23 protein-coding genes are annotated in these 24,973 nt (G+C 49.8%); 15 read left to right on the forward strand and 8 right to left on the reverse strand.

What is annotated here, in order from left to right; genetic code table 11:
- Nucleotides 1-515: 515 nt before the first annotated feature.
- The 11 genes from L1278_RS06990 to L1278_RS07040 all read left to right on the forward strand — a co-directional run bounded on the left by L1278_RS06990 (nucleotide 516) and on the right by L1278_RS07040 (nucleotide 16,258).
- Nucleotides 516-1,430: an N-acetylmuramoyl-L-alanine amidase gene (locus L1278_RS06990; protein WP_253402304.1), complete on the forward strand. Its 915-nt coding sequence runs from the start codon at nucleotides 516-518 to the stop codon at nucleotides 1,428-1,430.
- Between the two features lie 460 nt (nucleotides 1,431-1,890).
- Nucleotides 1,891-2,337, forward strand: coding sequence for a hypothetical protein (locus L1278_RS06995; protein ID WP_253402306.1), 447 nt, complete (start codon nucleotides 1,891-1,893; stop codon nucleotides 2,335-2,337).
- A gap of 49 nt (nucleotides 2,338-2,386) precedes the next feature.
- On the forward strand, nucleotides 2,387-3,736 hold the full coding sequence (locus tag L1278_RS07000; protein ID WP_253402308.1) for a D-alanyl-D-alanine carboxypeptidase/D-alanyl-D-alanine-endopeptidase: 1,350 nt from the start codon (nucleotides 2,387-2,389) through the stop codon (nucleotides 3,734-3,736).
- Nucleotides 3,737-3,931: 195 nt separating this feature from the next.
- Nucleotides 3,932-4,948 (forward strand): dipeptide epimerase, encoded by a 1,017-nt coding sequence (locus L1278_RS07005; RefSeq protein WP_371927342.1) that lies wholly within the window; start codon nucleotides 3,932-3,934, stop codon nucleotides 4,946-4,948.
- Nucleotides 4,948-6,009 (forward strand): aminotransferase class I/II-fold pyridoxal phosphate-dependent enzyme, encoded by a 1,062-nt coding sequence (locus L1278_RS07010; RefSeq protein WP_253402312.1) that lies wholly within the window; start codon nucleotides 4,948-4,950, stop codon nucleotides 6,007-6,009. The genes L1278_RS07005 and L1278_RS07010 overlap by 1 nt, the downstream gene beginning before the upstream one ends.
- A gap of 118 nt (nucleotides 6,010-6,127) precedes the next feature.
- On the forward strand, nucleotides 6,128-7,393 hold the full coding sequence (locus L1278_RS07015; RefSeq protein ID WP_253402315.1) for a DUF819 domain-containing protein: 1,266 nt from the start codon (nucleotides 6,128-6,130) through the stop codon (nucleotides 7,391-7,393).
- Nucleotides 7,394-7,476: 83 nt separating this feature from the next.
- Nucleotides 7,477-8,685, forward strand: coding sequence for a C40 family peptidase (locus L1278_RS07020; RefSeq protein WP_253402317.1), 1,209 nt, complete (start codon nucleotides 7,477-7,479; stop codon nucleotides 8,683-8,685).
- Nucleotides 8,686-9,034: 349 nt separating this feature from the next.
- Complete coding sequence (locus L1278_RS07025; protein WP_253402318.1) at nucleotides 9,035-10,288, forward strand: ROK family transcriptional regulator; 1,254 nt, start codon at nucleotides 9,035-9,037, stop codon at nucleotides 10,286-10,288.
- Nucleotides 10,276-12,249, forward strand: coding sequence for a glucosamine-6-phosphate deaminase (locus L1278_RS07030; protein ID WP_371927344.1), 1,974 nt, complete (start codon nucleotides 10,276-10,278; stop codon nucleotides 12,247-12,249). The genes L1278_RS07025 and L1278_RS07030 overlap by 13 nt, the downstream gene beginning before the upstream one ends.
- Before the next feature lie 250 nt (nucleotides 12,250-12,499).
- Complete coding sequence (locus L1278_RS07035; RefSeq protein WP_253402322.1) at nucleotides 12,500-14,839, forward strand: beta-N-acetylhexosaminidase; 2,340 nt, start codon at nucleotides 12,500-12,502, stop codon at nucleotides 14,837-14,839.
- A 123-nt stretch (nucleotides 14,840-14,962) separates the two neighbouring features.
- Entirely contained in the window at nucleotides 14,963-16,258 is a 1,296-nt protein-coding gene (locus L1278_RS07040) for a sugar MFS transporter (RefSeq protein WP_253402324.1), read from the forward strand.
- 140 nt (nucleotides 16,259-16,398) lie between these two features.
- Here the strand turns inward: L1278_RS07040 and L1278_RS07045 are convergent, their stop codons facing one another.
- A complete protein-coding gene (locus L1278_RS07045) occupies nucleotides 16,399-16,557 on the reverse strand; it encodes a hypothetical protein (protein ID WP_253402326.1) in 159 nt (52 codons plus the stop codon).
- Nucleotides 16,558-16,802: 245 nt separating this feature from the next.
- Here L1278_RS07045 and L1278_RS07050 point away from each other — a divergent pair, with 245 nt between their 5' ends.
- The 3 genes from L1278_RS07050 to L1278_RS07060 all read left to right on the forward strand — a co-directional run bounded on the left by L1278_RS07050 (nucleotide 16,803) and on the right by L1278_RS07060 (nucleotide 18,551).
- Nucleotides 16,803-17,207, forward strand: coding sequence for a hypothetical protein (locus L1278_RS07050; RefSeq protein ID WP_253402327.1), 405 nt, complete (start codon nucleotides 16,803-16,805; stop codon nucleotides 17,205-17,207).
- 560 nt (nucleotides 17,208-17,767) lie between these two features.
- Nucleotides 17,768-17,995, forward strand: coding sequence for a hypothetical protein (locus tag L1278_RS07055; protein WP_253402329.1), 228 nt, complete (start codon nucleotides 17,768-17,770; stop codon nucleotides 17,993-17,995).
- Between the two features lie 58 nt (nucleotides 17,996-18,053).
- Nucleotides 18,054-18,551, forward strand: coding sequence for a DUF4112 domain-containing protein (locus tag L1278_RS07060; RefSeq protein ID WP_253402331.1), 498 nt, complete (start codon nucleotides 18,054-18,056; stop codon nucleotides 18,549-18,551).
- Between the two features lie 6 nt (nucleotides 18,552-18,557).
- Here the strand turns inward: L1278_RS07060 and uvsE are convergent, their stop codons facing one another.
- From uvsE to L1278_RS07080, 4 genes are all read right to left on the reverse strand, one after another.
- Entirely contained in the window at nucleotides 18,558-19,451 is an 894-nt protein-coding gene (uvsE, locus tag L1278_RS07065; RefSeq protein WP_253402333.1) for a UV DNA damage repair endonuclease UvsE, read from the reverse strand.
- 81 nt (nucleotides 19,452-19,532) lie between these two features.
- Nucleotides 19,533-20,180, reverse strand: coding sequence for a carboxypeptidase-like regulatory domain-containing protein (locus L1278_RS07070; RefSeq protein WP_253402336.1), 648 nt, complete (start codon nucleotides 20,178-20,180; stop codon nucleotides 19,533-19,535).
- A gap of 253 nt (nucleotides 20,181-20,433) precedes the next feature.
- Nucleotides 20,434-21,123 carry a hypothetical protein gene (locus tag L1278_RS07075; protein WP_253402338.1) on the reverse strand — a complete coding sequence of 230 codons (690 nt, stop codon included), beginning with the start codon at nucleotides 21,121-21,123 and terminating at the stop codon, nucleotides 20,434-20,436.
- Nucleotides 21,124-21,460: 337 nt separating this feature from the next.
- On the reverse strand, nucleotides 21,461-22,696 hold the full coding sequence (locus L1278_RS07080; protein ID WP_253402340.1) for a metallophosphoesterase: 1,236 nt from the start codon (nucleotides 22,694-22,696) through the stop codon (nucleotides 21,461-21,463).
- A gap of 163 nt (nucleotides 22,697-22,859) precedes the next feature.
- On the opposite strand from L1278_RS07080, the gene radC reads away from it, so the two are divergent.
- A complete protein-coding gene (gene radC / locus L1278_RS07085; protein ID WP_371927322.1) occupies nucleotides 22,860-23,585 on the forward strand; it encodes a DNA repair protein RadC in 726 nt (241 codons plus the stop codon).
- A gap of 105 nt (nucleotides 23,586-23,690) precedes the next feature.
- Here radC and L1278_RS07090 read toward each other — a convergent pair whose 3' ends face one another.
- The 3 genes from L1278_RS07090 to L1278_RS07100 are packed head-to-tail and all read right to left on the reverse strand — an operon-like array spanning nucleotide 23,691 to nucleotide 24,908.
- Nucleotides 23,691-23,891 (reverse strand): YwbE family protein, encoded by a 201-nt coding sequence (locus L1278_RS07090; protein ID WP_253402341.1) that lies wholly within the window; start codon nucleotides 23,889-23,891, stop codon nucleotides 23,691-23,693.
- Nucleotides 23,892-23,896: 5 nt separating this feature from the next.
- Nucleotides 23,897-24,415 (reverse strand): hypothetical protein, encoded by a 519-nt coding sequence (locus L1278_RS07095; RefSeq protein ID WP_253402343.1) that lies wholly within the window; start codon nucleotides 24,413-24,415, stop codon nucleotides 23,897-23,899.
- A gap of 46 nt (nucleotides 24,416-24,461) precedes the next feature.
- Nucleotides 24,462-24,908 carry a hypothetical protein gene (locus tag L1278_RS07100; protein WP_116544866.1) on the reverse strand — a complete coding sequence of 149 codons (447 nt, stop codon included), beginning with the start codon at nucleotides 24,906-24,908 and terminating at the stop codon, nucleotides 24,462-24,464.
- Nucleotides 24,909-24,973 lie beyond the last annotated feature (65 nt).

The following is a 24,973-nucleotide window of genomic DNA, read 5'->3' on the forward strand; positions in this document are numbered from 1 at the left end:
GTAGAGTGAGTTTTCGTGTATAATTTTTTTGTCTAAATCAGGATTTGCAAGATGAAAGAGGGCCTCTACCCCCACGGATTGACAGGATTTTCGCAGATACCGGGTCCAACCACCCCTAACCCCTCCTTATCCAAGGCGGGGAATCTGTAACTGTCAGTTGATAGGTACAAGCGTTTTAGTTGATGCCACAGACCACTGGCAGGTATAGAAAAGATAACTTGCACTTGAACAATGAAACAGATCGCTTTGCCAAGTGCATAAAACGACAATCCACTGTTTGAGCGTTCAGCGAGTGGGGGTAGGGGCCCTCGATTTTTTCATCAAGGAAAAAAGTAAGGCCCGCCCGGGCAAGCTATAGAACGAAACAGTAGCTATACCTGCAAAGCAGCCGCTACGCTCTTACAAACCGGCCTATGCAAAACCGCATTTGCGTTGTCGCTAAACTCACGGTACAGCTACCACTGGCAGGTATAGCCAAATTGATTTTATATATTTACTGAACAAGTAAACAAATAATGAAACGAATTTTTACTCAAGCATTTGCCCTAATACTAGGCTGCGGCCTGCTGGCAAGCTGCGCTACTAACCCTTACGCCGCAACCAACAAATCGTATAAAAAACAGGCCAAGGCCTATGCTAAATCGCTGCGGGTTATACCTACAGCCCCGAATGGCGAACACACCTACCCGCAAGGTGATCACTGGGTGGGTACTACCAATTTCAATCTGCGCAAGCCCAACTTCGTGATCATCCACCACACGGCGCAAAACTCCACGGACCATACCTTGAAAACCTTCACCATGCCCTCCACGAAGGTGAGCTCGCATTACGTGATCGGGCGCGATGGCAAGGTATACCAGATGCTGCACGACCATATGCGCGCCTGGCACGGCGGCAACAGCAGGTGGGGCAGCAACACCGACCTCAACTCTTCTTCCATAGGTATAGAGCTCGACAATAATGGCTCCGAGCCTTTTACGGAGGAGATGATCAACAGCCTGATTGCCGTATTGGGTAAGCTTAAAAAAGAGCACGGTATACCTGCCGAAAACTTCATCGGTCACGCCGACATCGCCCCGGTTCGCAAAGTAGACCCAAGCCCGCTGTTTCCATGGAAGACGCTGGCCGACAATGGTTTTGGTCTGTGGTTCGACGAGGATGTGCTGGATAAAGAGCAAGTGCTGCGCGAAGTGCCTGTAGGCGGCGAAGGCGACCAGACCCCTTTGCTGGTGATGGAGACAGTGCCGAAGTATACACTGCCCGAGCACTTTAACCCACTCGACGCCCTGCGCATCATCGGCTATGATGTGCGTAATCCCGAGGCTGCCGTGCGCGCTTTCAAGATTCACTTCATCCAGAATGATGTAAACAGCCCACTAACGGAGGACGAGAAGTTGATTCTTTATAACCTGTATCAGAAGTATTTGTAAATTGGGGGAGATTCTCTATCGTATTTAAACTGATATAAGAAAGTTTAAATGAAAGGTATGAACTGTGCCGTATTAAGACCCGTGGTTCAAAAGATAGCAGGTAACTAAAACTGAGGAGAATGGATAATCATACTACACTCAAACTAACTGAGTTTAGGGTACTTTCAAATGGTGCTAATGGAGGCCATTCATATGTCTCGTCCTGTATCGACTATAAAAATCAAAACAGAAAGATTGTAATATTCTTCAAAGACAAAGCGGATGAGAAGAAACTTCAATTTCTAGAAGAGATTTATGTTGAAGGAAACCTTTTAGACGAAGGTGAAGAGTATTCTCTAAGTCTATTAGGAGCAAAATTGATCTATAGTTGACGTTTGGTTTAAATATAGCCTGTAGGATATTATTTAGTGATTTATTCATCAAGAAGTATGCAAATCTTAAACTATGACTTACTCAAAGTATGGAAGAATTCTCAATCAAAGGAGATAACGGGAATCACTTAAAAATTTCCTTTCAGGAAGTGTATGGTTTTCCTGAATCGACCTGTAATTGGGGAGGTTATGAAGTACGCTCTTCCATAGAGATAAAGTCGAATAACTTCATGGTCAAATCAACCTTGTGGACATCTACAGGGGAGCTGCATGACTTCTTTAAAAGGTTGGAAGCCTGCAATAAAGAAATAAAAGGTACTGCCAATTTTACTAATTATGAGTCCAATTTGGAGTTCGTTGTCACTTATGATGAGCTTGGACATGTAAACATTAAGGGAAAATTTGAAGAGTTTACAGAGAATGATAATGAACTGAAGTTTGAATTTAATTCTGACCAATCATACCTGAGCTTGACACTTGAAGAACTCCGACAAATAGTTAAGAAGTATGGAAATATGAGAGGAGTAGAAAGATAAATTCAGGGCATTAAGCATAGACTACAAAAGCACTAAACATCCACCACCCATGACCAAACCTCTACTCACCCGGTATATCTTAAAACTCTTCCCTTGCCTCGGCTTGTTCTTCCTCCTTGGCTGTAGCGCTGCCAAACCCGTGGCGGAAGCGCCTGCACCTTACGGACCGGCGGAGATTCAGCGGCAGGTGATGGAAGTGGCGGCTTTGCAGAAAAGCTTCGTAGGTTTTGTATTGTACGACCCGGAACTGGGCAAGGCGGTGGTGGAGCACAATGCCGACAAGTACTTCGTGCCTGCTTCCAACACCAAGCTGTTCACGTTTTATGCGGCTTCCAAAATGCTGGGCGATTCTATACCTGCGCTCAAGTACGTGGCCACAGGCGACTCACTGATCTTCTGGGGCACCGGTGACCCGACCTTCACGCACATGGACCTTCAGAACAACATCGCCTACGATTTCCTGAAGAACCGCAAGGAGAAACTCTACTACATCGAGGCACCCATGACCAGCACGCCCTTCGCCACTAATTGGGGCTGGGACGATTACAACTACTACTACCAGCCGGAGCGCAGCCCTTTCCCGATCCATGGCAACATTATAAAGTTCAAAAAAGACAGCACCTCGGCCTATACCACCACACCAGCTTATTTTCAGAAGTACGTAAAACCAGATACCTCCAAAAACGCGCACCGCGACACCTTCCGCAGAGCATGGCGCGCGAACGACATTGCCTACAACCCGAAGCGGGCATCGATCGCTTTTTCACAGGAAGTTCCTTTTATCACCTCGCCGGAACTGACTGTACAACTCCTGGCCGACACCCTGAAGCGCTCCGTTAAACTGGTGAAGCGACCTATACCTGCGGGTGGTCAGATTCTGTACGGTCTGCCTGCCGATTCCGTATTCAAACGTATGCTGCAGGTAAGCGACAACCTGATGGCAGAGCAACTGATGATGCTGAGCTCCGGCACTTTCTCTGATACCTTGTCGGTAGAACGGGCCATCAAATATGCCGTGCAAAATTACCTGTCTGACCTGCCGGATGCACCGGTTTGGATAGATGGCTCGGGCCTTTCGACCATGAACATGTTCACGCCACGCAGCATCATTGCGCTTCTGCAGAAAATGCACGCCGAGCGACCGAGGGAGAGGCTGCTGCCTATGCTGGCCGTAGGCGGAAGACCAGGCACTTTCCGGAATATCTACAAAGCGGATGTTCCCTTTGTGTTTGGCAAATCGGGCACACTGGCGCACGTGCACAACCAAAGCGGCTACATTATCACGAAGAGTGGTAAGCTCTTGATGTACAGCTTTATGAATAATAATTTTAAAACATCTTCGGCAGAGATTAGAAGCGCCATGGAACGTATTATGACCGAGGTGCACGAGAAGTATTAAGTAGAAGCTATTTCGGGTTTTTCAATCCAAAATCTAACTGTTGCGGATTTGTAATCTGCATTTTACATGGCAGGGGAATTAGGAAAACCCAATAGTTTACTTCCGGATTAAGAAACCCGGACGAGCAATCTTAAAACAATTAGCAACAAACAATTAAGTATCTATACCTGACCATACAAACAAACCAACACCATGTTGAAACTAACGATACGCTCTTTTGACCTGCCGCTGCGGCATACCTTTACCATCTCCTACGACTCCCGCGATGTGCAGCCGACCATGATTGTGGAGCTGCAGCACGGCGAGCACAAAGGCTATGGCGAGGCAACCAGCAATCCGTACTATGGCTTCACCATCGAGAGCATGACCGCAGCGCTGGAGAACATCCGCGAGAAAATCGAGTCGACCGAGCTGACTTCGCCGGAGGAATTCTGGGCGCAGATGCAGCCACATTTAACGAACCATCCTTTTGCCCTCTGCGCACTCGACCTGGCCGCTAACGATCTGTTCGGCAAAATGAAAGGCCAGCCGCTCTATAAAATCTGGGGCCTCGAGGCGAAGAACATGCCGCTCACCAACTATACCATCGGCATCGCCTCCATCGATAACATGGTGAAAAAGTTGCAGGAAATGCCGTGGCCGCTTTACAAAATCAAGCTGGGTACAAAAGAAGACGTGGCCATTATCAAGGAGCTACGCAAGCACACCGACGCTATTTTCCGCGTAGATGCCAACTGTGCCTGGGGTGTGGAAGAAACCATTGAGAATTCAAAGCAACTGAAGGAACTGGGCGTGCAGTTTATCGAGCAGCCTATGAAAGCCGACGATCTGGAAGGAATGAAAGAGGTATACAAGCGCTCCGAACTGCCCCTGATCGCCGATGAAAGCTGCATTACCGAAGCTGACGTAGCCAAATGTCACGGACTGTTCCATGGTGTGAACATCAAACTCACGAAATGCGGTGGTCTGACACCTGCCCGTCGTATGATCACTGAAGCCAAGAGCCTGGGTATGAAAGTGATGGTGGGTTGCATGACAGAATCCAGCGTAGGTATATCGGCCATCGCGCAGTTGCTGCCAATGCTCGACTACGTGGACATGGACGGCGCCCTGCTGCTGAGCAAAGATATCGCTACTGGCGTCACCATCGACTACGGCAAAGTGAGCTACAGCGAAAATGTGAACGGCACAGGCGTTACCCTCAACGCATAATGGCAAACAAGGTATACACAGACCAACTACCGGGTCGCACCCTGGTGGTAGAGGGGACGGAGTTCCTGTTCTTTAGCGGGACCTCCTACCTGGGTATACCTGTCAATGAGGCTTTCAGGAACTGCGTGCTGGAAGGGATGGCCCGCTATGGCACCAACTACTCCAGTTCGCGCAATTCCAACCTGCAGCTGCGGGTGTTCGAGGAGGCGGAAGAGTACCTTGCCACGTATACCGGAGCCGAAGCGGCTTTTACGATGTCGTCGGGTTACCTGGCGGGGCAGGCGCTGGTGCAGACCCTGCAGGGAAACGGACATTTTATCTATGCTCCCAACACGCATCCGGCGCTCTGGCGCAGCACCGCCGACGAAGTTACCGGTGACTATGACGCCTGGGTTGCTCCGATGCTGCAGCAGGTAAAGTCTGTGAAGGAAAGTCACATCATCCTGGTCTGCAATTCCCTCGACCCGCTCAAAGCACGCAACCATGGATTCAGCTGGCTGAGCGCTTTGCCGACAGACAAGCAAATCACGCTGATCGTAGACGATTCGCATGGCTTTGGTGTGACAGGTGAAGACGGTGACGGTGTATTTGCACAGCTGAATGCCCGTCTGCAACCAAACTTGCGACTGGTGGTAGCCAGCTCCATGGGCAAGGCCTTAGGTATACCTGCCGGTGTCGTGCTGGGTGATAAAAGTTTGGTAGATAGGTTGCGGCACAGCCATTATTTCGGTGGTGCTTCCCCGGCTATACCTGCTTACCTATATGCCTTTTTGAAATGTGAATCAGTGTTCAAAGAAGCCCGTGAAAAGCTGTTTGCGAACATCGCTTATTTTCTGGAGCATTTGGAGCGGCCCGAGCAATTCAGTTACTTTGAAAGGTATCCGGTTTTCGGGGTGCGCGAGCATCGCCTGGCAGCATACCTGCAGGAACATGGCGTGATCATCTCCAGCTTCCGCTACCCGACGCCTGCCGACGACCCGATCACCAGGGTTATTCTGAGTAGTGCGCATCAGCAGGAGGATATTCAGCGATTAACGGCCTTAATCAATGAATTTGCCTGACATTAGCCTTAAAAAGGCACCAAATAAACGTTATTACAGCACCCAAACAATTCAAATTACATTTTACAGACCTTAAAAATCTAACCCAACACCCCTTTAATAGGGAAGTCTGCACTACATGGAAGAAACCACTACCGCTACAGCACCCCTCATCACCAACGATGCCGTTGTGCTGGGTATTCTCATCATCATCCTTGCCATTATTTTCAAAACCTCATCGAGTGAGCGTACCGTGTTCAAGAAATTCTACTCGGTTGTGCCATCGCTTTTGCTTTGTTACCTTATACCTAGCATACTCAACTCGCTCAATATCATCTCTGGGGAAACGTCAGCCTTGTATGGCATGGCTTCGCGTTACCTGTTGCCGGCAAGTTTGGTGCTGTTCACCATCAGCCTCGACCTGAAAGAAATCTGGAAGCTGCGCCACAAAGCGGGCCTGATGTTTATCACGGGTACAGTCGGTATCATCATTGGCGGTCCGTTGGCTATCCTCATCGTCTCCACATTTGCGCCTGATATTGTAGGGGGAGCGGGGCCCGATGCCGTGTGGCGTGGTCTCTCCACGATAGCAGGTAGCTGGATTGGCGGCGGCGCTAACCAACTGGCCATGTACGAGGTGTTCAAACCTAATCCAAACCTATTCTCAGCCGTGATTGCTGTAGATGTGATCGTGGCCAACATCTGGATGGCCGTGCTGCTTTACGGCGCAGGCAGGTCAGAGAAGATAGACACTTTCTTTAAAGCCGACAGCTCGGCTGTGAATGACCTGAAAAACAAAATTGAGAAGTACCGTCAAAGCATTATGAAAATTCCGACACTGTCAGATCTGATGCTGATAGCAGGCGTAGGATTTGGTATAACCGGCGTAGCTCACTTCTTTGCAGATATCATTGCCCCCTGGATCGAGGCAAATGCGCCGGAGCTGGCTCAGTTCAGCCTTACCTCCGGCTTCTTCTGGTTGGTGGTGCTGGCTACTACCTTCGGGATGCTCCTGTCTACCACCAAAGCCCGTAACTTGGAGGGCGCAGGTGCTTCCCGTATCGCTAGTATTTTCCTCTACATCCTGGTGGCTACCATCGGCATGCAGATGGACGTGACCGCCATCGTGAGTCAGCCGGGCTTGTTCCTGGTGGGCATCATCTGGATTTCGATACACATGCTGCTGCTACTTATTGTTGGGAAACTCGTCAAGGCACCTTTCTTTTTCCTGGCAGTTGGCAGCCAGGCCAACGTGGGCGGTGCCGCCTCCGCGCCTATCGTGGCAGCTGCCTTCCATCCGGCACTGGCACCGGTGGGCGTATTGCTGGCTATACTCGGCTATGCGGTGGGTACCTATGGCGCCTACATCTCAGCCATACTCATGCAGCTGGTGGCGCCTCAGTAACGAATTATTATAGAAAGATAAATGTTTAGTGAATAATGCTGTTGTCAGGCACTTGCGTTGGCAGCCGATTAAAAACCGATACCATGATCAAAAAGAACCCATTCGTGCTGTTGCTTTTGCTGGTGCTTGCTTCCTGCACCGGCACACAAAGCACTACTACCGAAACCGCCACTGCGTCTAAGGTTGAGCCCGCAGTTTCCCCGGCCAAGCCACATATCGATGTCGTGCGGCAACAGTTTGCACCCGACAAGCGGGTTGCGCTGTTTGATGTGGAGCCCAAGGGGAATGTACTTCGGGGCGAAACCAACATGTCTGAGGCCAAAGCGGATTTGCTAAAGCGTTTGCAGGCAGCCAATGTGACGTTCGTAGACAGCATACAGGTGCTGCCGGAAGCAGAACTGGGGGGCAAGCATTATGCTGTAGTCACCATTTCAGTGGCCAACATACGCTCTAAGCCGACCCACTCCGCCGAACTGGCGACACAGGCCACGATGGGCACCCCACTCAAGGTATGGAAGAAGCAAAACGGCTGGTACTTGGTGCAGACGCCAGACCACTACCTGTCGTGGGTGGATTATGGTGGCATCGCTTTGATGGACCAGACTGCCTTCAATAACTGGCAGCAAGGCAAGAAGTTGATTTACACCAAAACCTATGGTTTCGCGCACGCCACCGCAGACAGGAATTCCTCAAGTGTGTCCGACATGGTGTACGGTGACGTGATGGTACTCAAGAACAAGACAAAAGATTTTTATGAAGTTGCCTTCCCGGACGGGCGAACCGGTTTTGTTGCCGCTGCCGAAGCCATGGATTTCAAGGAATGGGTAGCCACGCGCAAACCAACCGAAGATAACCTGGTGGCTTCCAGCAAAGAAATGCTAGGTATGCCATACCTATGGGGCGGCACTTCTGTGAAAGGAATGGACTGCAGCGGCTTTACCAAAACCATTTTCTTTATGAACGGGCTGGTATTGCCACGCGATGCTTCGCAGCAGGTGCATATTGGCGAGCTAGTGAACACTGACAAAGGTTGGGATGATATGCGTCCGGGCGATCTGTTGTTTTTCGGTGTGCCAGCCGAAGACGGCAAGCCGGAGCGCGTGGTGCACGTAGGTATGTGGATTGGCGGTAACCAGGAATTTATTCACTCTGCCGGCCGCGTGCGCATCAACAGCATGAACCCATCCGCCGAAAACCACGATGCTTCAGAACTGGCCCGCTTCCTGCGTGCCAAACGTGTATCGCCGGAAGCAACCCTTGTGGATCTGCGCGAAAAGCCACTCTACGAGTAAGATATAGTATTGATTGAACAGAAAGGCGGTGGCGAAAGCTACTGCCTTTTTTATTGTCATTTCATCCTGATGGAGAATTCCAGAATCCCTGTAGTGGCCGTATTATTTCATTTCCATTTCACACTCTTTTGTATCCCGCAAATAAGAGTTCTCTGCCGTTAGTTCTGTGCGTTTCATCAAAGGTAGTGGAGGTTAAAGAATTAAAGATTCTTTATTTTCTAAAACAATAATTCTTAGATTAAGTAAAAATTAATGAATTATAAATTACTTCTATAAAAATTTAGTAGAAGTAACTTGATTTTATACCGCTTATTACCGTACTTTATATTATTAGAAGAAAACTGATCGCATGAGCGCATTTCTGGCATTGGAAGAAGGGTATCTGGAGAAGCTCAACCACGTGGAGCGGAAGAAACACCTTCAGAAGATTAAGATTGTGAGGCACTTGTATGTAAAAGGTGCTCGCTCTAATGCCGATATTTGCAACCGCTTCAATATCAGTTCTCCAACTTCTATGGCTTTGCTCAACGAGCTGATGGCCGAGGGATTGATTGAAAAACAGGGTCGTGGCGAATCAGTAGGAGGTCGCAAGCCGGAACTGTACGGACTGCGCAACAACTCGCTTTTCGTGCTGAGCATCGAAATGGAAAAGTTCAGCACCCGCATGGCGATTTTTGATGGCACGAACAACAACATCACCGGCACCCATACCTTTCCAATAAATCTTTCCAAAGACCTTAGCGCAATCGAGGAGCTATACCTACACGCCAACAATTTAGTGCTTTCGGCAGGTATAGACGCTGACAAACTGATGGGCATTGGCCTGAGTATGCCGGGCCTTGTTTCCTCCCACGAAGGCAATAGCTATACCTATCTGCTAACGGGTCAGAACGAAACACCGCTGCAGGATCTGCTGGCCCTCAGGTTTAACAAGCCGGTTTACATCCAGAACGACGTGAAGAGCATCACCCTGGCCGAGTACCGTTTTGGGGCAGCGCAGGGCAAGCGCGATGTGCTGGTACTCACGCTGGACTGGGGTATCGGTCTGGGGATTATTATGGATGGTAAACTGCGTGCCGGTACCTCAGGGTTTGCGGGCGAGTTTGGGCACATCCCTTTTATAGAAAATGGCGTGCTTTGCCATTGCGGCAAGCGCGGCTGTCTGGAAACTGTTGCCTCAGGAAGTGCATTGGCCCGCATGGCCCGCGAAGGACTGCAGGCCGGTCAGGATACCTTACTAAAAGCGCTTTCAGGGCAGGAATCTGAGAAAATAGAGCCGCAGACCATCATTCAGGCCGCACACGAAGGTGACCAGTACGCCATCAATATACTCGCCGAAACAGGCCGGAACCTGGGCAAAGGTATAGCCATGCTGATCCAGCTGTATAACCCGGAGCTGATCATTATTGGCGGTAAAATGGCAGAAGCCAGGCAATACCTCACCACCCCGATACAGCAATCGATCAACACGTACTGCATGACGCAGCTGCGTGAGCGGACCGAAATCGTGCTTTCCAGGCTGGGAGCGCAGGCAGGTATACTGGGGCCGGTGGCTACGGTAATGGAGCGCATTTTTGAGCACCGCATCGAATCAACGAAATAACAGAACAACGAAACACAACATCACATTATAGCACAAAGAAAATGGCACGATTAAATCTTCTGGAAGAAACCCGTTTTGAAAAGCTTCCGGTTACCGTTTACTCCGATGAACATGTCGCCTCGGTGAAAGTGGCACAGCGTATAGCGGAGCTGATCAGGTATAAGCAAGGACGCAACGAAAAGGCTGTGCTCGGTCTGGCCACGGGTGCCACACCCATAAAGGTGTATGCCGAACTGGTGCGCCTGCATCGCGAAGAAGGGCTTAGCTTCCGCAATGTGATCACCTTCAACCTGGACGAGTACTACCCGATGCAGCCAACTGCGGTGCAGAGCTATGTCACGTTCATGAACGAGAACCTGTTCGACCTCATCGACATCAACAAAAACAATGTGCATATACCTGACGGCACGCTGCCACAGGAAAGAATACACGACTACTGCCTGGAATACGAGCGCAAGATCGAAGCCGTAGGCGGCCTGGATCTGCAGCTGCTGGGCATTGGTCGTACGGGTCACATCGGTTTCAACGAGCCGGGTTCTGCGCCAAACTCAGGTACACGCCTGGTAACGCTCGACGACCTGACCCGCCGTGATGCTTCCCGTGACTTTGGTGGTAAGGAAAATGTGCCGCGCAAAGCCATCACCATGGGCATCGGTACTATCTTCAAAGCCCGCGAAATTATCCTGATGGCCTGGAGTGGCAAGAAAGCGCCGATCATCAAAAAAGCGGTGGAAGGGGAAATGTCGAGTGATGTTCCGGCCACATACCTGCAATTATCAGACAATGTCGAGTTTGTGCTGGACATGGACGCTGCTTCGGATCTGACCCGCTTCAATACGCCATGGTTGGTAAAAGATTGCCCATGGGATGATGCCCAGATCAAGAAAGCGGTTATTTGGTTGTCGCAGACGATGAAGAAGCCGATCCTGAAGCTGACCGAGGAAGATTACAACAACAACGGCATGGCCCAGCTGATCACCGAAAAGGGTACAGCCTACGAAATCAACATCGACATCTTCAACAAGCTGCAAAGCACCATCACCGGCTGGCCGGGTGGTAAACCTAACGCCGACGACAGACGTCGTCCGGAGCGTGCCGAACCTGCCCGCAAGCGTGTCGTAATCTTCTCGCCACACCCGGATGATGATGTGATCTCGATGGGGGGTACGTTTATCCGACTGGTGGATCAGGGGCATGATGTTCATGTAGCTTACCAGACTTCCGGCAACACAGCCGTGTGGGACGATGACGTGCTGCGCTACATGGAGTTTGCCATCGACTTTAACAAGAGCATCGGGCAGGAGACGAATCACCTGGAAAATATCTACGACGACATGCGTGGCTTCCTGGAGAACAAGCAGCCAAACCAGCTCGACACGCAGGAAATTCGCGATGTGAAAGGCTTTATCCGCAAGAGCGAGGCCATTGCCGGTGCCCGCTATGCCGGTCTCGAAGATGATCACATTCACTTTATGGCGCTGCCGTTCTACGAAACAGGCAAGACGGTGAAGAAGCCAGTGACTGATATTGACGTGGAACTGACCATCGAACTACTGCAGCAAGTGAAGCCGCATCAGGTGTTTGCCGCCGGCGACTTTGCCGACCCGCACGGCACGCACATCGTTTGCTTCAACATTGTGCTGGCCGCCCTTACCCACCTGCGCGAAACCGAGGAGTGGGCCAAAGACTGCTGGCTGTGGATGTACCGCGGTGCCTGGCACGAATTTGCTACGCACGAGATCGAAATGGCTGTGCCGTTGTCGCCGCAGGAAGTGGAACGCAAGCGCAACGCCATCTTCAAGCACCAGTCACAGAAGGACTATCCGGTGTTCCCGGGCGACGATGCACGCGAGTTCTGGGTACGTGCCGAAGAGCGCAATCGCGAGACCGCCAAGAACTACGATGACCTGGGCCTTGCCAACTACGAGGCGATGGAAGCTTTCGTGAAATGGAAATTCTAGATTAAACAATGACAGCTGAAACGGAGCAAATTGCTTAGCTTTGTTTCAGCTGTTTTTTTATTTGTCTGGGTTTGTGAAATTGACCCTGATTTAGCTAAAGGCAGGACTCGTTACACTTTGTTTTGTCATCCTGTAAGGATCCTGTTAAAAAGTAGCATAGGCTCGGCTTCTTAGGCAGAAGCCTTTTTTATCAACCAGGCCGCATCGCTTTCAAGCATTACCAACACCCTTAAAAACACGCGTTTCTGATATGACTTTCAGAAAAAATATTCTTACCCTTTTGCTCTCGATTTTCTGCACGGCAGGTATAGCTACGCTTTCGCAGGCGCAGGTAAAGCCTGAATCGCTGTCGCTGATACCGCAGCCAGTGAAACTGACCACCCAAAAGGGAGGCTTTCTGGTGCAACCCTCCACCAAGGTATATGTTGATCCGAAAAATGATGATCTGCTGCGTGTAGGCGAGTTTTTGGCCCAGCACATCGAAGGGGCAATCGGTCACAAGCCGGAGGTGATCCAGAAAAAGCCGAAGAAAAAAGAGACGAACCTGATCTACCTGACGCTGAAGACAGATAACGATACGCTGGGTGCAGAAGGCTATACCCTGGATGTAAAGCAGAATCGCATTACTTTGGCTGCAAAAGAAACACATGGCACATTCCTGGGTATACAGACGATACGCCAGTTGCTGCCTGCCCAAAAAACATCCGAGTCAGCGCTTATACCTGCGCTCCAGATCGTGGACAAACCCCGCTATACCTGGCGCGGCATGCACCTGGACGTGACCCGCCATTTCTTTCCGGTGGAGTTCGTGAAGCAATACATCGATTACCTGGCGATGCACAAGTTGAACAGCTTTCACTGGCACCTGACCGATGACCAGGGCTGGCGCATCGAGATCAAAAAGCACCCGAAACTGACCGAAGTTGGCGCCTGGCGCGATAGTACATTGATCGGCCACTACTGGGATCTTCCACAGACATACCGCAAGCGTCGTCACGGCGGCTACTATACCCAGGAGCAGATAAAAGAAGTCGTGAAGTATGCGCAGGACCGCTTCATCAACGTGGTGCCTGAGATCGAAATGCCGGGCCATGCACTGGCAGCCCTGACAGCCTATCCAGAGCTTTCGTGTACCGGCGGTCCGCACAAAGTGGAGTCGAAGTGGGGTATTTTTCCGGATATTTTCTGTGCCGGCAACGAGCAGACTTTCGCCTTTCTGGAAGATGTACTTACGGAAGTGATGGAGCTTTTTCCGAGTAAAGTGATTCACGTAGGTGGCGACGAAGCCCCGAAAACCCGCTGGAAGGTTTGTCCGAAATGCCAGAAGCGCATTGCCGACGAAGGCCTGAAAGACGAGCACGAACTGCAGAGCTATTTTGTGCAGCGCATGGAGAAATTCGCAAATAAGAACGGTCGCATCATCATCGGCTGGGACGAGATTCTGGAAGGCGGCTTGGCCCCGAATGCTTATGTGATGTCATGGCGCGGCACCAAAGGAGGTATAGCGGCCGCTAAAGAAAAGCACTACGTGGTGATGTCGCCGGGCACGCCTCTGTACTTTGACTACTACCAAGGCGAACGCAACCTCGAACCGACCACCATACATGGGTATAACCCGCTTTCTAAGGTATACGCCTACGATCCAACGCCCAGCGAATTGTCAGCTGAAGAGAAAAAGTACATCCTGGGAGCGCAGGCTAACTTGTGGACCGAATACATATCGACCGAAGAGCATGTAGAGTACATGGTGTTTCCGCGCATATCGGCCCTGAGCGAAGTATTATGGACACCTGCCAAACTGAAAGACTGGAAAAGCTTCCAGAACCGTATGACGGAGCAGTACAAGCGATACGATGCGTTGGGCGTCAACTATGCCCGCAGCGCTTTCAATGTGAACCAGCAACTGCAGGTAGACACGGCCAGCAATAGAGCCAACGTGACTTTTAAGACCGATGCGGCAGATGTCACCATCCACTATACCTTAGACGGATTTGAGCCAAACACGAGGTCGCAGGTATACAAAGGACCGTTCTCGCTCAACAAAACAGCCACGATCAAAGCCGGTTCTTTTGTAGACGGCAAGCTGGTTGGCAAGGTAAGCACCCGCACTTTCGAAGCGCACAAAGGCCTGAACAAGAATATCACACTTACCACTCCCGCTCACCAGAACTTTGCCAATAAGTCAAAACTAGTAGACGGTCTGAAGGGATCAACCGATCAGTATGATGGTCACTGGGTCGGTTTCCTGGACTCAGACGTGGAGGCGATCATTGACTTGGGGAAAGAGCAGCCGATCAAAAGGATGAGCACCAGCTTTATGCAGAACATTGGCTATCGCATTTTCCTGCCCGTTCAGGTAGAGTATGCACTGTCAGTGGATGGCACCAGGTATGTGACCGTAGACACGATCGACGATCCGAACCCACTGGGCGCAGAGGGCATCACGACCCACGAGGTTGCCGCCACTATCCCGCTCACCCGCGCCCGCTTTGTGAAAGTGAAGGTTCGCAGCGTAGGCGTGAGCCCGGATAAGTACCCTTCTGCCGGGCAGAAAACCTGGCTGATGCTGGATGAGATCGTGGTAGAGTAAGTGATCAGTCAAATTTTAAGGTTATAACACCTGATATCCGCGAGATAAATTTTATATTGTACCCTTAATACCGGGCTTAATCACCGGAAGCAGTTTTGCACTTCATCTATACCTAAACTTAACATGACTAAAGTAGCCCCTTCCACAAACAGCGAAACCGGGCAGGAGAATGCTTCTGGTGGGTACATGCGTCCGATCGTCATCATCGGCGCCCTGTTCTTCATCTTCGGCTTCGTTACCTGGCTTAACGCCATCCTGATCCCGTATTTCAAAATTGCCCTGGAACTCAATAACTTCCAGTCGTACCTGGTGGCGTTCGCGTTCTACATCTCCTATTTCGTGATGGCTATACCTTCGGCATGGGTGCTGAAAAAGACGGGCTTTAAGAAAGGTATGTCGGTGGGGCTGCTGGTGATGGCAACCGGTGCGTTGTTGTTTGTACCTGCCGCGCTTACCCGCACGCTCGAGTTGTTCCTGATCGGCCTTTTTGTACAGGGCACGGGTCTGGCTGTGCTGCAGACAGCCTCTAACCCCTATATTACGATTTTGGGTCCGTTGGAGAGTGCTGCCAAACGCATCAGCATCATGGGGGTGAGCAATAAGATCGGCGGCGTGCTGGGCTCTATCATTCTGGGTGCCATTGTGCTTTCAAATGCCGACGAGGTAGTGGCCAAACTGGAGTTGATGAGCGTGGCCGAGAAAGCCGTTGAGTTGGACACGATGGCCTCCAAGGTGATCATGCCATACCTGATTATTATGTGTGTGCTGATTGCGCTAGCCGTTGTCATTTATTTTTCGTCGCTGCCGGAAGTGGACACAGACCAGGAAAGTGAAACTGTGGCTGCGGCCAATGTAAACAAGACAAGCATTCTGCAGTTTCCGCACCTGTTGCTGGGCGCTTTCACCATGTTTGTGTATGTGGGCGTGGAAGTAATGGCCGGTGACACGATCGTGAGTTATGGTGCCTCTCAGGGTATACCTTTCACAACGGCTAAGTTCTTTACCTCATTCACGCTGGGAGCGATGGTGGTTGCCTACTTTGTGGGTGTGGCCACCATTCCAAAATACATCCGTCAGGACAAAGCCCTGCAGATATCCGCCGTACTAGGCATTCTCTTCACGATTGCAGCCATCATGACGAGTGGTTTTGTGTCGGTGTTGTTTATTGCGTTGCTGGGTCTTGCCAATGCCCTCATGTGGCCCGCCATTTTCCCGCTGGCAATTGCGGATCTGGGGCGTTTCACCAAAATCGGTTCCTCGCTCATTATCATGGGTATAGCCGGTGGCGCCATCCTGCCACTTATCTACGGCGCCCTGGCCGACTCGATCAACCCGCAGCAGGCTTACTGGATCATGGTGCCTTGTTACCTGTTCATTCTATACTATGCGACGGCTGGTCATAAGATCAGAACAAAATAGAATTCTGCACCATATTAAAACAGCGACAGGAGCCTTTTATGGAGGCTCCTGTCGCTGTTTTAGGAGGTATAGGCATGCTCATGTAAGCCCCAGCCAGGTAGAAGGCCGTCACACAAATAAAGTATAGGTATAGCGCTTTACTATATAGTATTTGGCAAGGTTGTTGTTGTTGTTGTTGCAGCCACGGTCGTTTTGGCTTCCGGTGTGTCTACAGCTTGCGCCTTGTTGTTTTCGCAGGATGAAACTAAGGCGAGAATGAGCAGGGTCAGCAGCAGCACCCCATATAGTCTGTTCAGCATGGCTTCTCAAGTTTATCGTGCCAGGAAGTTGGCACATGGGTTATTACGCAGGCACGATTGGCTTAGTTGAGGCTCCACTACCAAAGCAGTAAAATAATTTTTTGTAGGACAGAAGCTATGAAGTTTAAGTTTATAAAATAATTGCACTAAATACGGTCACCAGTATATCCGGGTATGCCCGTGATTACATACATTTGTGCCTGCCAAACAGGCTTTATCTCTCAAAATCATAAAACAAACATCCTATGCATCGCCTTAGACTCTTACTCCTGGTTGTACTATCTGTCGCCACAATGGCTTCGTGCACCACTTCCCGCAAGAAAAACAGCAATACCGGCCAGGTAGTGATCATTAAAGACAGTAAGAAAGACAGCAAAGCCGGATATCACAAAGGCTACAAGAAAGGCTGGACCAAGAACACAAACAACCCGCACCACCCACGCACCACCAATCCTGGCCATACCAAGCACAAGCAGGGGAAAGGCGGCAACACTGTGATTATTGTGAATAAGAACAATGCAAATGTGAAGCAGGCTGCCCCCAAGGGCAAACCGGGGCATGGCAATCACCACAACGGAGGCAAAGGAAAAGGTAACCAGGGTAAGGGTAACAATGGCAAACACGGCAACGGAAAGGGCGGTAAGAAATAAATAGTTTGTTCCTTCTGTTTTTACAACACCAGGTATAGGCGGGCTCTTAAAAGGGCCTGCCTTTTTTGTTGCAGGTGGCGCACGCTCGCCATGGAGGCTTAGTCGTGATAATAGCCAGATTTGTATATAGAAAACCTTGGTAGGTATAAATATCCTGTGTTATGAAATGTAAAGGACTATTTTTATGCCATATCCAATGCTACGCTGCGTGGGGTAAGTCTGCTTGTGCCGATTCCAGGCGATGAATAACAAACTATATATTCGGAAACTCTTACTTTGAGACTTTGCCTGAACAACTGGCTCTATACCTTGGATCTGAAAGCTATCAGCGCATCAAAAGGTACCTGAAGTTGAACCACTGCGTCACAGCAGTATTAATCTGAAGCCTGCTCACTAGTTAGTCCTGAGTAAAAAAATAAGACCATCCTTCGAAGACAAGTTCTGCGGGGGATGGTCTTATTTTTTTGGTATAAATCGATGTATAAACTGAACAATATTTGAAGTATATAGGTATATATGTTATATTTAATGCTCGATATTAACCAAATACTCAGAATCTTATGGCCCTTTTGAGATTTACCCTACTCATTGTGCTGGTAAGCACCCTGGCAACCTTTTCCTCGTGCTCTTCTTTCAGCCGTAGCAGCCGCGCCATTGTTGTGGACGACTACAGCAGCATGCGTTATGTGAAAGGAAAGCCGGACAAGGTACACAAAAAGTGGAAATCGAAATCGTCTTATACCCCCAGAAACAACAAAGTAGCCAAACGTAGAAATGCTGACTGGTAGTATTGCGTGCCTCCGAGGGAGGCTGCTACTTTTGTTTGCATGTTGCGTATAGGCAGCTATGGAAACGGCAAAGACACACTATACCCGCACACCCCGAACCGAAAGCCTGAAATGGGTAGACCGGGTCACCCACTTAATGGATAACCAGTTCCGTTTGCCTGGCACTAACTGGCGATTCGGGATGGATCCTATTCTCGGGCTTTTCCCGGTGGTGGGTGATCTGGCCTCGTTTAGTGTGTCAGCCATGCTGATCCTGACCATGGCCCGCCACGGTGCCAGCGGCAAAATGGTGACGCTTATGTTGCTCAACATAGCATTGGACACCCTGTTTGGCAGTATTCCCATCCTTGGCAACATCTTTGACTTTGCCTTTAAAGCGAACGAGCGGAACGTGCGTATGCTTCGGGCGCACTACGAAGAAGGCAAGTACGAGGGAAGCGGCAAAAAAATCATCATAGGCGTCATCATCGGCATCATCGTAATAGGCATTCTGCTGTTATGGGCCCTTTGGGAGTTGGTGGCCTTAGCCTATCAACTGGTGCAGGGTTGGTTCTAGAGTAGGTTATATTCTACCGAGTTCCTTTGCCACGGCCACTGCCTTATGGGCACTCGCTTCCTTGTCTTTTATCTCCAGCATAATATCCATATCAATGCCCTCGGCCTCTACCAGGAAATCGTGAAAAGCCTGTTCACCGATGCTTTGCACATGCTTGCCCTTGCGCTCCCCCGGCGATTGGGCGCTGTAGTCTACCATCAGAACGCCGTCACGTTCGGGTTGCCAGGTTTGGGTCGCCAGCATCAAGGCCTCGCGCATGGGTTCTCCGTTGTTCACGCACTCGTGGTGCAGGTTATCGAAAATGATGGGCATGTCCGTGAGTTCGTGCAGCACCAGGCAGTCGGTTAGGCTATACGTGCGATCGTCGTTTTCAACGCAGAGGCGGGCTTTTACTTCCTCAGGGAGCATGGTGTGATATACCTCTGCAAACCGATTGAGAGCCGACTCCTTATCTCCATAGGCGCCACCCCCGTGTATCTGTAGTTTAGCTGTAGAGTCAAGGCCCATCAGGTTGAGGATACTGCCCTGGTAGACGAGCTCGGCGATGCTATTCTGCACTGTTTGCGGGTTAGGGGAATTGAGGACCACAAACTGATCCGGGTGCATGGAAATGCGCAGGTTGTGGCGCTTGATGTAATCACCGAGCCGGCGCAAGGTCAGCTTAAAATGCTCCTGCCAGTTATAAGTGTTGATGGGGTGCGATGCGAAAGGTACCAGGTCAGAAGTGAGCCGGAAAAAATGCAGGCCATGTTCCACATTAAACTCCAGGATGCGGCGCAAACAGGTCAGGTTCTGCTCTACAGTCTGTATCAGGCGTTCCTCGGAGTAAGAGGCCAGGCGAAAGGTGCGGGAGGAGGAACAGTCTAGTGTCTGGTTGATGCAGGGATATCCGATCTTCATAAGGTATAGAGGTATAGCTATACCCTAACCTACGCACAAGCGGATTGTTTTGCCGAAAATCAGATTTCAGAAAAGCACATTTCAGCGCTCTATCTCATAACCGGTATTGTCTTTAAAGAGACTGTTGTATTTCTCTTTCTCTTCTATGCGGCGCTTGAGTTCCTGGATCATAAGCAGTTGCTGCAGTTTCTGGTTCTGTTTTCCTTCTTTGGAAAACATGTCGTATAGCAGCGAAATAGGGTTAAGCGCGGTAGGTGCGGCAGGCGGCGGCGGAGGACCGGGCTCCAGTTCAGGCCGGTAGCCTTTTCGCTTCACATACTCCGGCTCTTCCTTTTTCATGTTGCGTAGCGCACGTTGTATCATTTCCTCAGATGGCCGGCTGGTGATCTCTACCTCGCCCAGTAGAACGTTATCTGGCTGCAGCACGATGTTCACGCGAATTTCTGAGACAGGCAAATTGCGGGGCAGGTATAGCATGGGCTTAAAGCCAACAGCCCGGATCAACAGCGTGTCGTTCTGGTCGATATCGATCAGGAAGCTGCCCTCTTCATCGGAGATGACACCCTGGGTAGTGCCAAAACGGATGACGCCCGCTCCAGGTATAGGTGTAATTTTGTCGGACTCAAATATGGTACCGCTCACGCGGATATTTCGCTGCGCCAGGGCCGGCAATGTGCCCAGCAGTAAAAGGGCAGAAAGAAGAAGTAGTCGCAGCGGGTATAGGGGCATGTTACAGCAGAGGCCACCTCGGCAGTGGCAAAGGGTTAATGTCAATACGCCGGAAAAGGCTTAAAAGTATGCCCATGTTAAAATAAATAACAGTTGAGCGGCATGATGCTAAATTACGAAAATTTAGCAGAAAACAGGCTTAAATAGCGAAAGCCCGTAGCTACGGGCGCTACAGGCTTTCAAATTAGTTATACGTTGATTAAATCTATTGGTTTCTGTTCATGTTGTTCCCCGAGCCAGTAGTTGTGCCGGACTAGTTTTGATTGGTCCCGGAGTTATTCATCTGGTTCTGGTTCGTTCCTGCATCATCGCGCTGGTTGGTGCCGTCGTTACTCATGCCCCAGTAGTTGGCGCGTTTTTCCTGGTACTGGCGGTACTGCTCCTTGCTCAAGATCGACTGCAATTCTTTGTCTGTTTTCTCCATGATCTGTTCACGCTGTGTATCCAGATTTGATGCGGCTGTCGTGTTGTTTTGTGTGTTTGTGTTCATGTTGCCGCGTGTGTCGGTCATCGTGCCGCCATCCTTGTCGTAGCGGTCCTTCTCAGTAGTAGCCATATTGTCCACGTCTTCGGCTACCTGACCACCCATGCGGTTGGTTTCGTTATAGTTAAACTGGAGCTCACTCAGGCGACGCTCCCGCTCATACACCACCTGCTCCACCCGGTTTTGGGTAGTGGTGTCCAGACGCATGTCTGTTGCCATTTGGCCGGCAATACGCGTGGCGTTGCTATGCCAGGCGACGTCGGAATTTGCTGCCATGTCACCGGAGTTTGACATATCCGTTGTAGCACTTCTGGCCGCTTCAGTGCCCCTGATATTGCTTTGGTTTACGTTTTCGTCATTATTTGCATCCGCCGTTTCGTACGTCTTGCCTCTGTCTTCGGAACAGGAAGCAAACATCATGGCACTCACTATAGCTATTGAATAAAATACCTTTTTCATCTCTTACATACTCTAAGTTGAACATTTATATCACAGCTCGTTTGTTAAAAATAGTATAAAACAAATATAGTCTGTGCTAATGTTTTACGATGAAAGGAATGTTAAGTTTATAGGGTGTTTGCTGTTGTGTGTGCAATAGGTGCGTCCGTAATGCTGTATAGGAGCTTTGAAAAGTCATATTGCGTTGTGGGAGGGTTCTTGAAATTTAAATAATATACTTGAGCTGAATAAGGTGATGAAGTGCTTGAATATGACAAAATATATATGAAGGTATGGTGTTAAAGCAGAGAACCGACCATTTGGCCGGCTCTCTGCTTATTACAAATCAGGGTATAGCTTAAGCTTTTTTCAATTCGAATACGGTGATTTCGGGAAGGAAGCCCACGCGACCCGGGTAGCCGATAAAGCCTAGGCCAGTGTTGACGTACAGGTGCTGCCTGCCACGTTTGTAAAGGCCCGCCCACTGCTCGTACACATATTGCACCGGACTCCATTTCAGACCAGGTATGTTCACCCCGAACTGCATGCCGTGGGTATGGCCCGACAGCGTGAGGTCGATATCGTTATACTTCTGGTTGATCTCACCGTCCCAGTGCGAAGGGTCGTGCGACAGCAACACCTTAAACGGACTGTTTTCTGAACCACTGTAAGCTTTGTTTAGGTCGCCATATTTCGGAAAACCCACCCGGTTGCCCCAGTTCTCCACGCCCAACACCGCGATGTGCTCGCCGTCTTTTTCGATGCGGCGGTTCTCGTTCAGCAACACGTCCCAGCCCATGCTGCGCTGCGTGTCTATCAGGGTCTGCAGGTTTTGGGTCTTCTCCTCACGGCTATCCCAGTTTGCGTAGTCGCCGTAGTCGTGGTTGCCGAGCACCGAAAACACACCTTGCTTCGCCCGGATTTCCTTCAGGGTGTCCACATGCGGCATCAGTTCTTTGGCTATGTTGTTCACAATATCGCCTGTGAAGAACACGAGGTCGGCTTCCTGCTTGTTGATAAGCCTTACGGCTTCTTTCAAAGGCTCTGTGGAAGTAAAACTACCCGTGTGCAGGTCAGAGATCTGCAGCATCTTAAAGCCCTCAAAAGCCGCTGGCAGGTTCGGGAAGCGCAGCGTAACACGTTTTACGCGGTAGTCGTAGGCGCCTTTCACCATGCCATAAATAAAGGCAGAGAACGGCACTGCCGCTACCATAAATCCCATCTGGCTGAGGAATTTGTTGCGCGATGGGTCAAAAGTTGTCTCTCCGCTATTCACATTGTTGAACACCATTTTGCCCAGGCGCAGGGTGTCATCCACAAAAAGGAAAAGCACCACAACCAGTTTGGAGGCGAAAATGATAAAGAGCGTGCTGGCCAGGTATGTTTTGTAAGTATCAGGCGGGGTACCGCGTGTGAACGAGGCGAGCGCAAACGTGGTAACTGTGATGGCAAACACAGCCCAGTACAACAGGTAGATAATGCGCTGAGTACTGGCAGAAAGACTTTGCGTGACTGTTTTAACGGCCTGGAAGACATAAAGGTCCACCAGGAACAGGATGAAAATTACTATTCCTATCGAAAAGTTTCGTTGCATGGTATATGGTTGGTGCTGCTTCGGAACAGCCAAAGGCAGCTTCAGGTTTTAAAAATTGTATGTTTATATAAAAAAGCCAGGTAAAAGGCCTCTGTTTCATGAACTATTTTTAGTCTAAACAGATTCACTTAACAATCTTTTATCTAACAAAATCTGTACCGCAGTGAAAGAAGAAGCTACGTCTGCACTTTTGGCATACGATACCACCAGCCTTAATATCAAGACCTGGGCCGAGGAAGACCGTCCGCGCGAAAAGCTTTTGCTCAAGGGCAAGTCCGCCCTGAGCGACGCCGAGTTGATTGCCATCCTGATCGGCTCTGGTACGACCAAGCTAACCGCAGTGGATGTGGGCAAAATTATTTTGGCTGCCGTAGGTAACGATTTGAATGAGTTGGCGAGGCTGTCTGTAAAAGACCTGACAAAGCATCCGGGTATAGGAGAAGCCAAAGCCATTTCGATTGTGAGTGCGCTGGAGCTGGGCCGACGCCGCAAGGAAACCACTGCCGCCGCTAAAACCCGCATCACCTGCTCCACCGACATTTACAACTATATCAAACCCCAACTGCTGGATCTGCCGCACGAGGAGTTCTGGGTGATTTTGCTCAACCGCGCCAACGTGGTAATGAAGAAGGAGAGCATCAGCAGTGGGGGAGTGGCCGGCACTGTGGCCGACCCGAAAATGATCTTCAAAAAGGCCATTGAGCAGCTGGCAAGCTCCGTTATTTTAGTGCACAACCACCCCAGCGGCAACACCAAACCCAGCGCCGCCGACATCGCCCTTACCAAAAAAATGAAAGAGGCTGGACAGTTTCTGGACCTGCCGATTCTAGATCACATCATCTTCACTGATAGCGATTACTATAGCTTCGCTGATGAGGGGATGCTTTGAGTTTGAGAAAACTATTAAACTTGTCATTTCGAACGCAGTGAGAAATATGGATTTGCAGGCCTATACTTTCAGATTTCTCACTGCGTTCGAAATGACATTAAAGCTCTAATCTTCTTCTAAAACTTCCTTCACACGTCCCACTTCACCTGTCTCCAGCCTTACTTTGATGCCGTGTGGGTGGTTAGGTGATTTAGTTAAGATGGCCTCTACATAACCCTCGGTTAAGTCACCGGTGCGCTGGTCTTCCTTGAGCACGATGTTCACGTGCGAGCCTATTTTGATGTTGCTGCGTTTGGTGCCGTCCATGGTGCTTACTTCTTGGGTTGGGGCTTGGAGGTGATATGCAAAAACTCCTCTTCGTCGTTTAGGCTCCAGCGTACCGGGGCCGTGATGTCTTGCTTTACAACTTCTACTTTTTCGATCTGATCCAGGTTGGCCAGTATCAGGCTGGTGTCTTTTACAAGCTTGTTATTGATCACCACTTTCAGGTTTTGCTGAGCCGCAGGTATACGGTAATGGGTATAAATATCCTGCATCGTGGAAAATGCTGCCGTGGACTTGGCCTTGATGAGAATAGCGCCGTCTTTGGCTTTGTCGCCAAATTTGCCCGTAGCATTTTCGTCTTTCAGCACGTCAATACTTTCGATGTTGTCGGGTTTTATCAGCGCCAGGCTAGGCTGCGCGATCTGCTGCCCGTTTATCTGGATGTAAGGCTGCGGTTGTGACACCAACCCTTGCTTTTGCTGCTCCTTCGGGTGAATCAGTTCCTGTTGCGCAAAGGCCTGCAAACTGCAACCCGCTAGTAGGAGAGAGAAGAGTAGTTTTTTCATGGGAATGTTTTTTAGGAGTAACGTCAGCTTGTGCCGGCTAGTCATTTTAATCTAGAGGTATATGTCGGAAATCTGAGAGTTTATAGCGTTCTTTTGCCAGGTTGTCCAGCCACTTGCCTTCTAACTTGGTAAGAATATGGCTAAACACATGCTTGCCCTCTGCGCCCTCAGCTACTCTACCTATCTTCGCTGCAGAGTCGGCTCTCATTTGTTGCTGGTCAGCCTGCACCAAACGCTCGATTAGTTGATAATCTTCTATGGTGAGCACAGGCTCTGTAAAGCCACTCTTGTCAAACCGGATCAAATTGTTCACTTCTTCGGAGTTATTGAAACCTGCCTCTAGTAGCTTTTGAAAATAGATCAGCTTAAACTCTTCGATGTAGATCTGTTTATACTGTTGCCTGAGCACTTTTTGCCTGCTAGTGGTGCATTGGGTGAAAGTGACGAGCAAAAGAAGCAGCGCGATGGAATAAGTGGCTGTAGACTTAAGCATGATGCTAAATTAAAACAAGAATGTTAATATAGTTGGATTTGTAAGAACGGCTCACCTTTAGGGAA

The sequence above is a fragment of the Pontibacter sp. HSC-36F09 genome, assembly GCF_024171605.1.
Classification (GTDB): Bacteria; Bacteroidota; Bacteroidia; order Cytophagales; family Hymenobacteraceae; genus Pontibacter.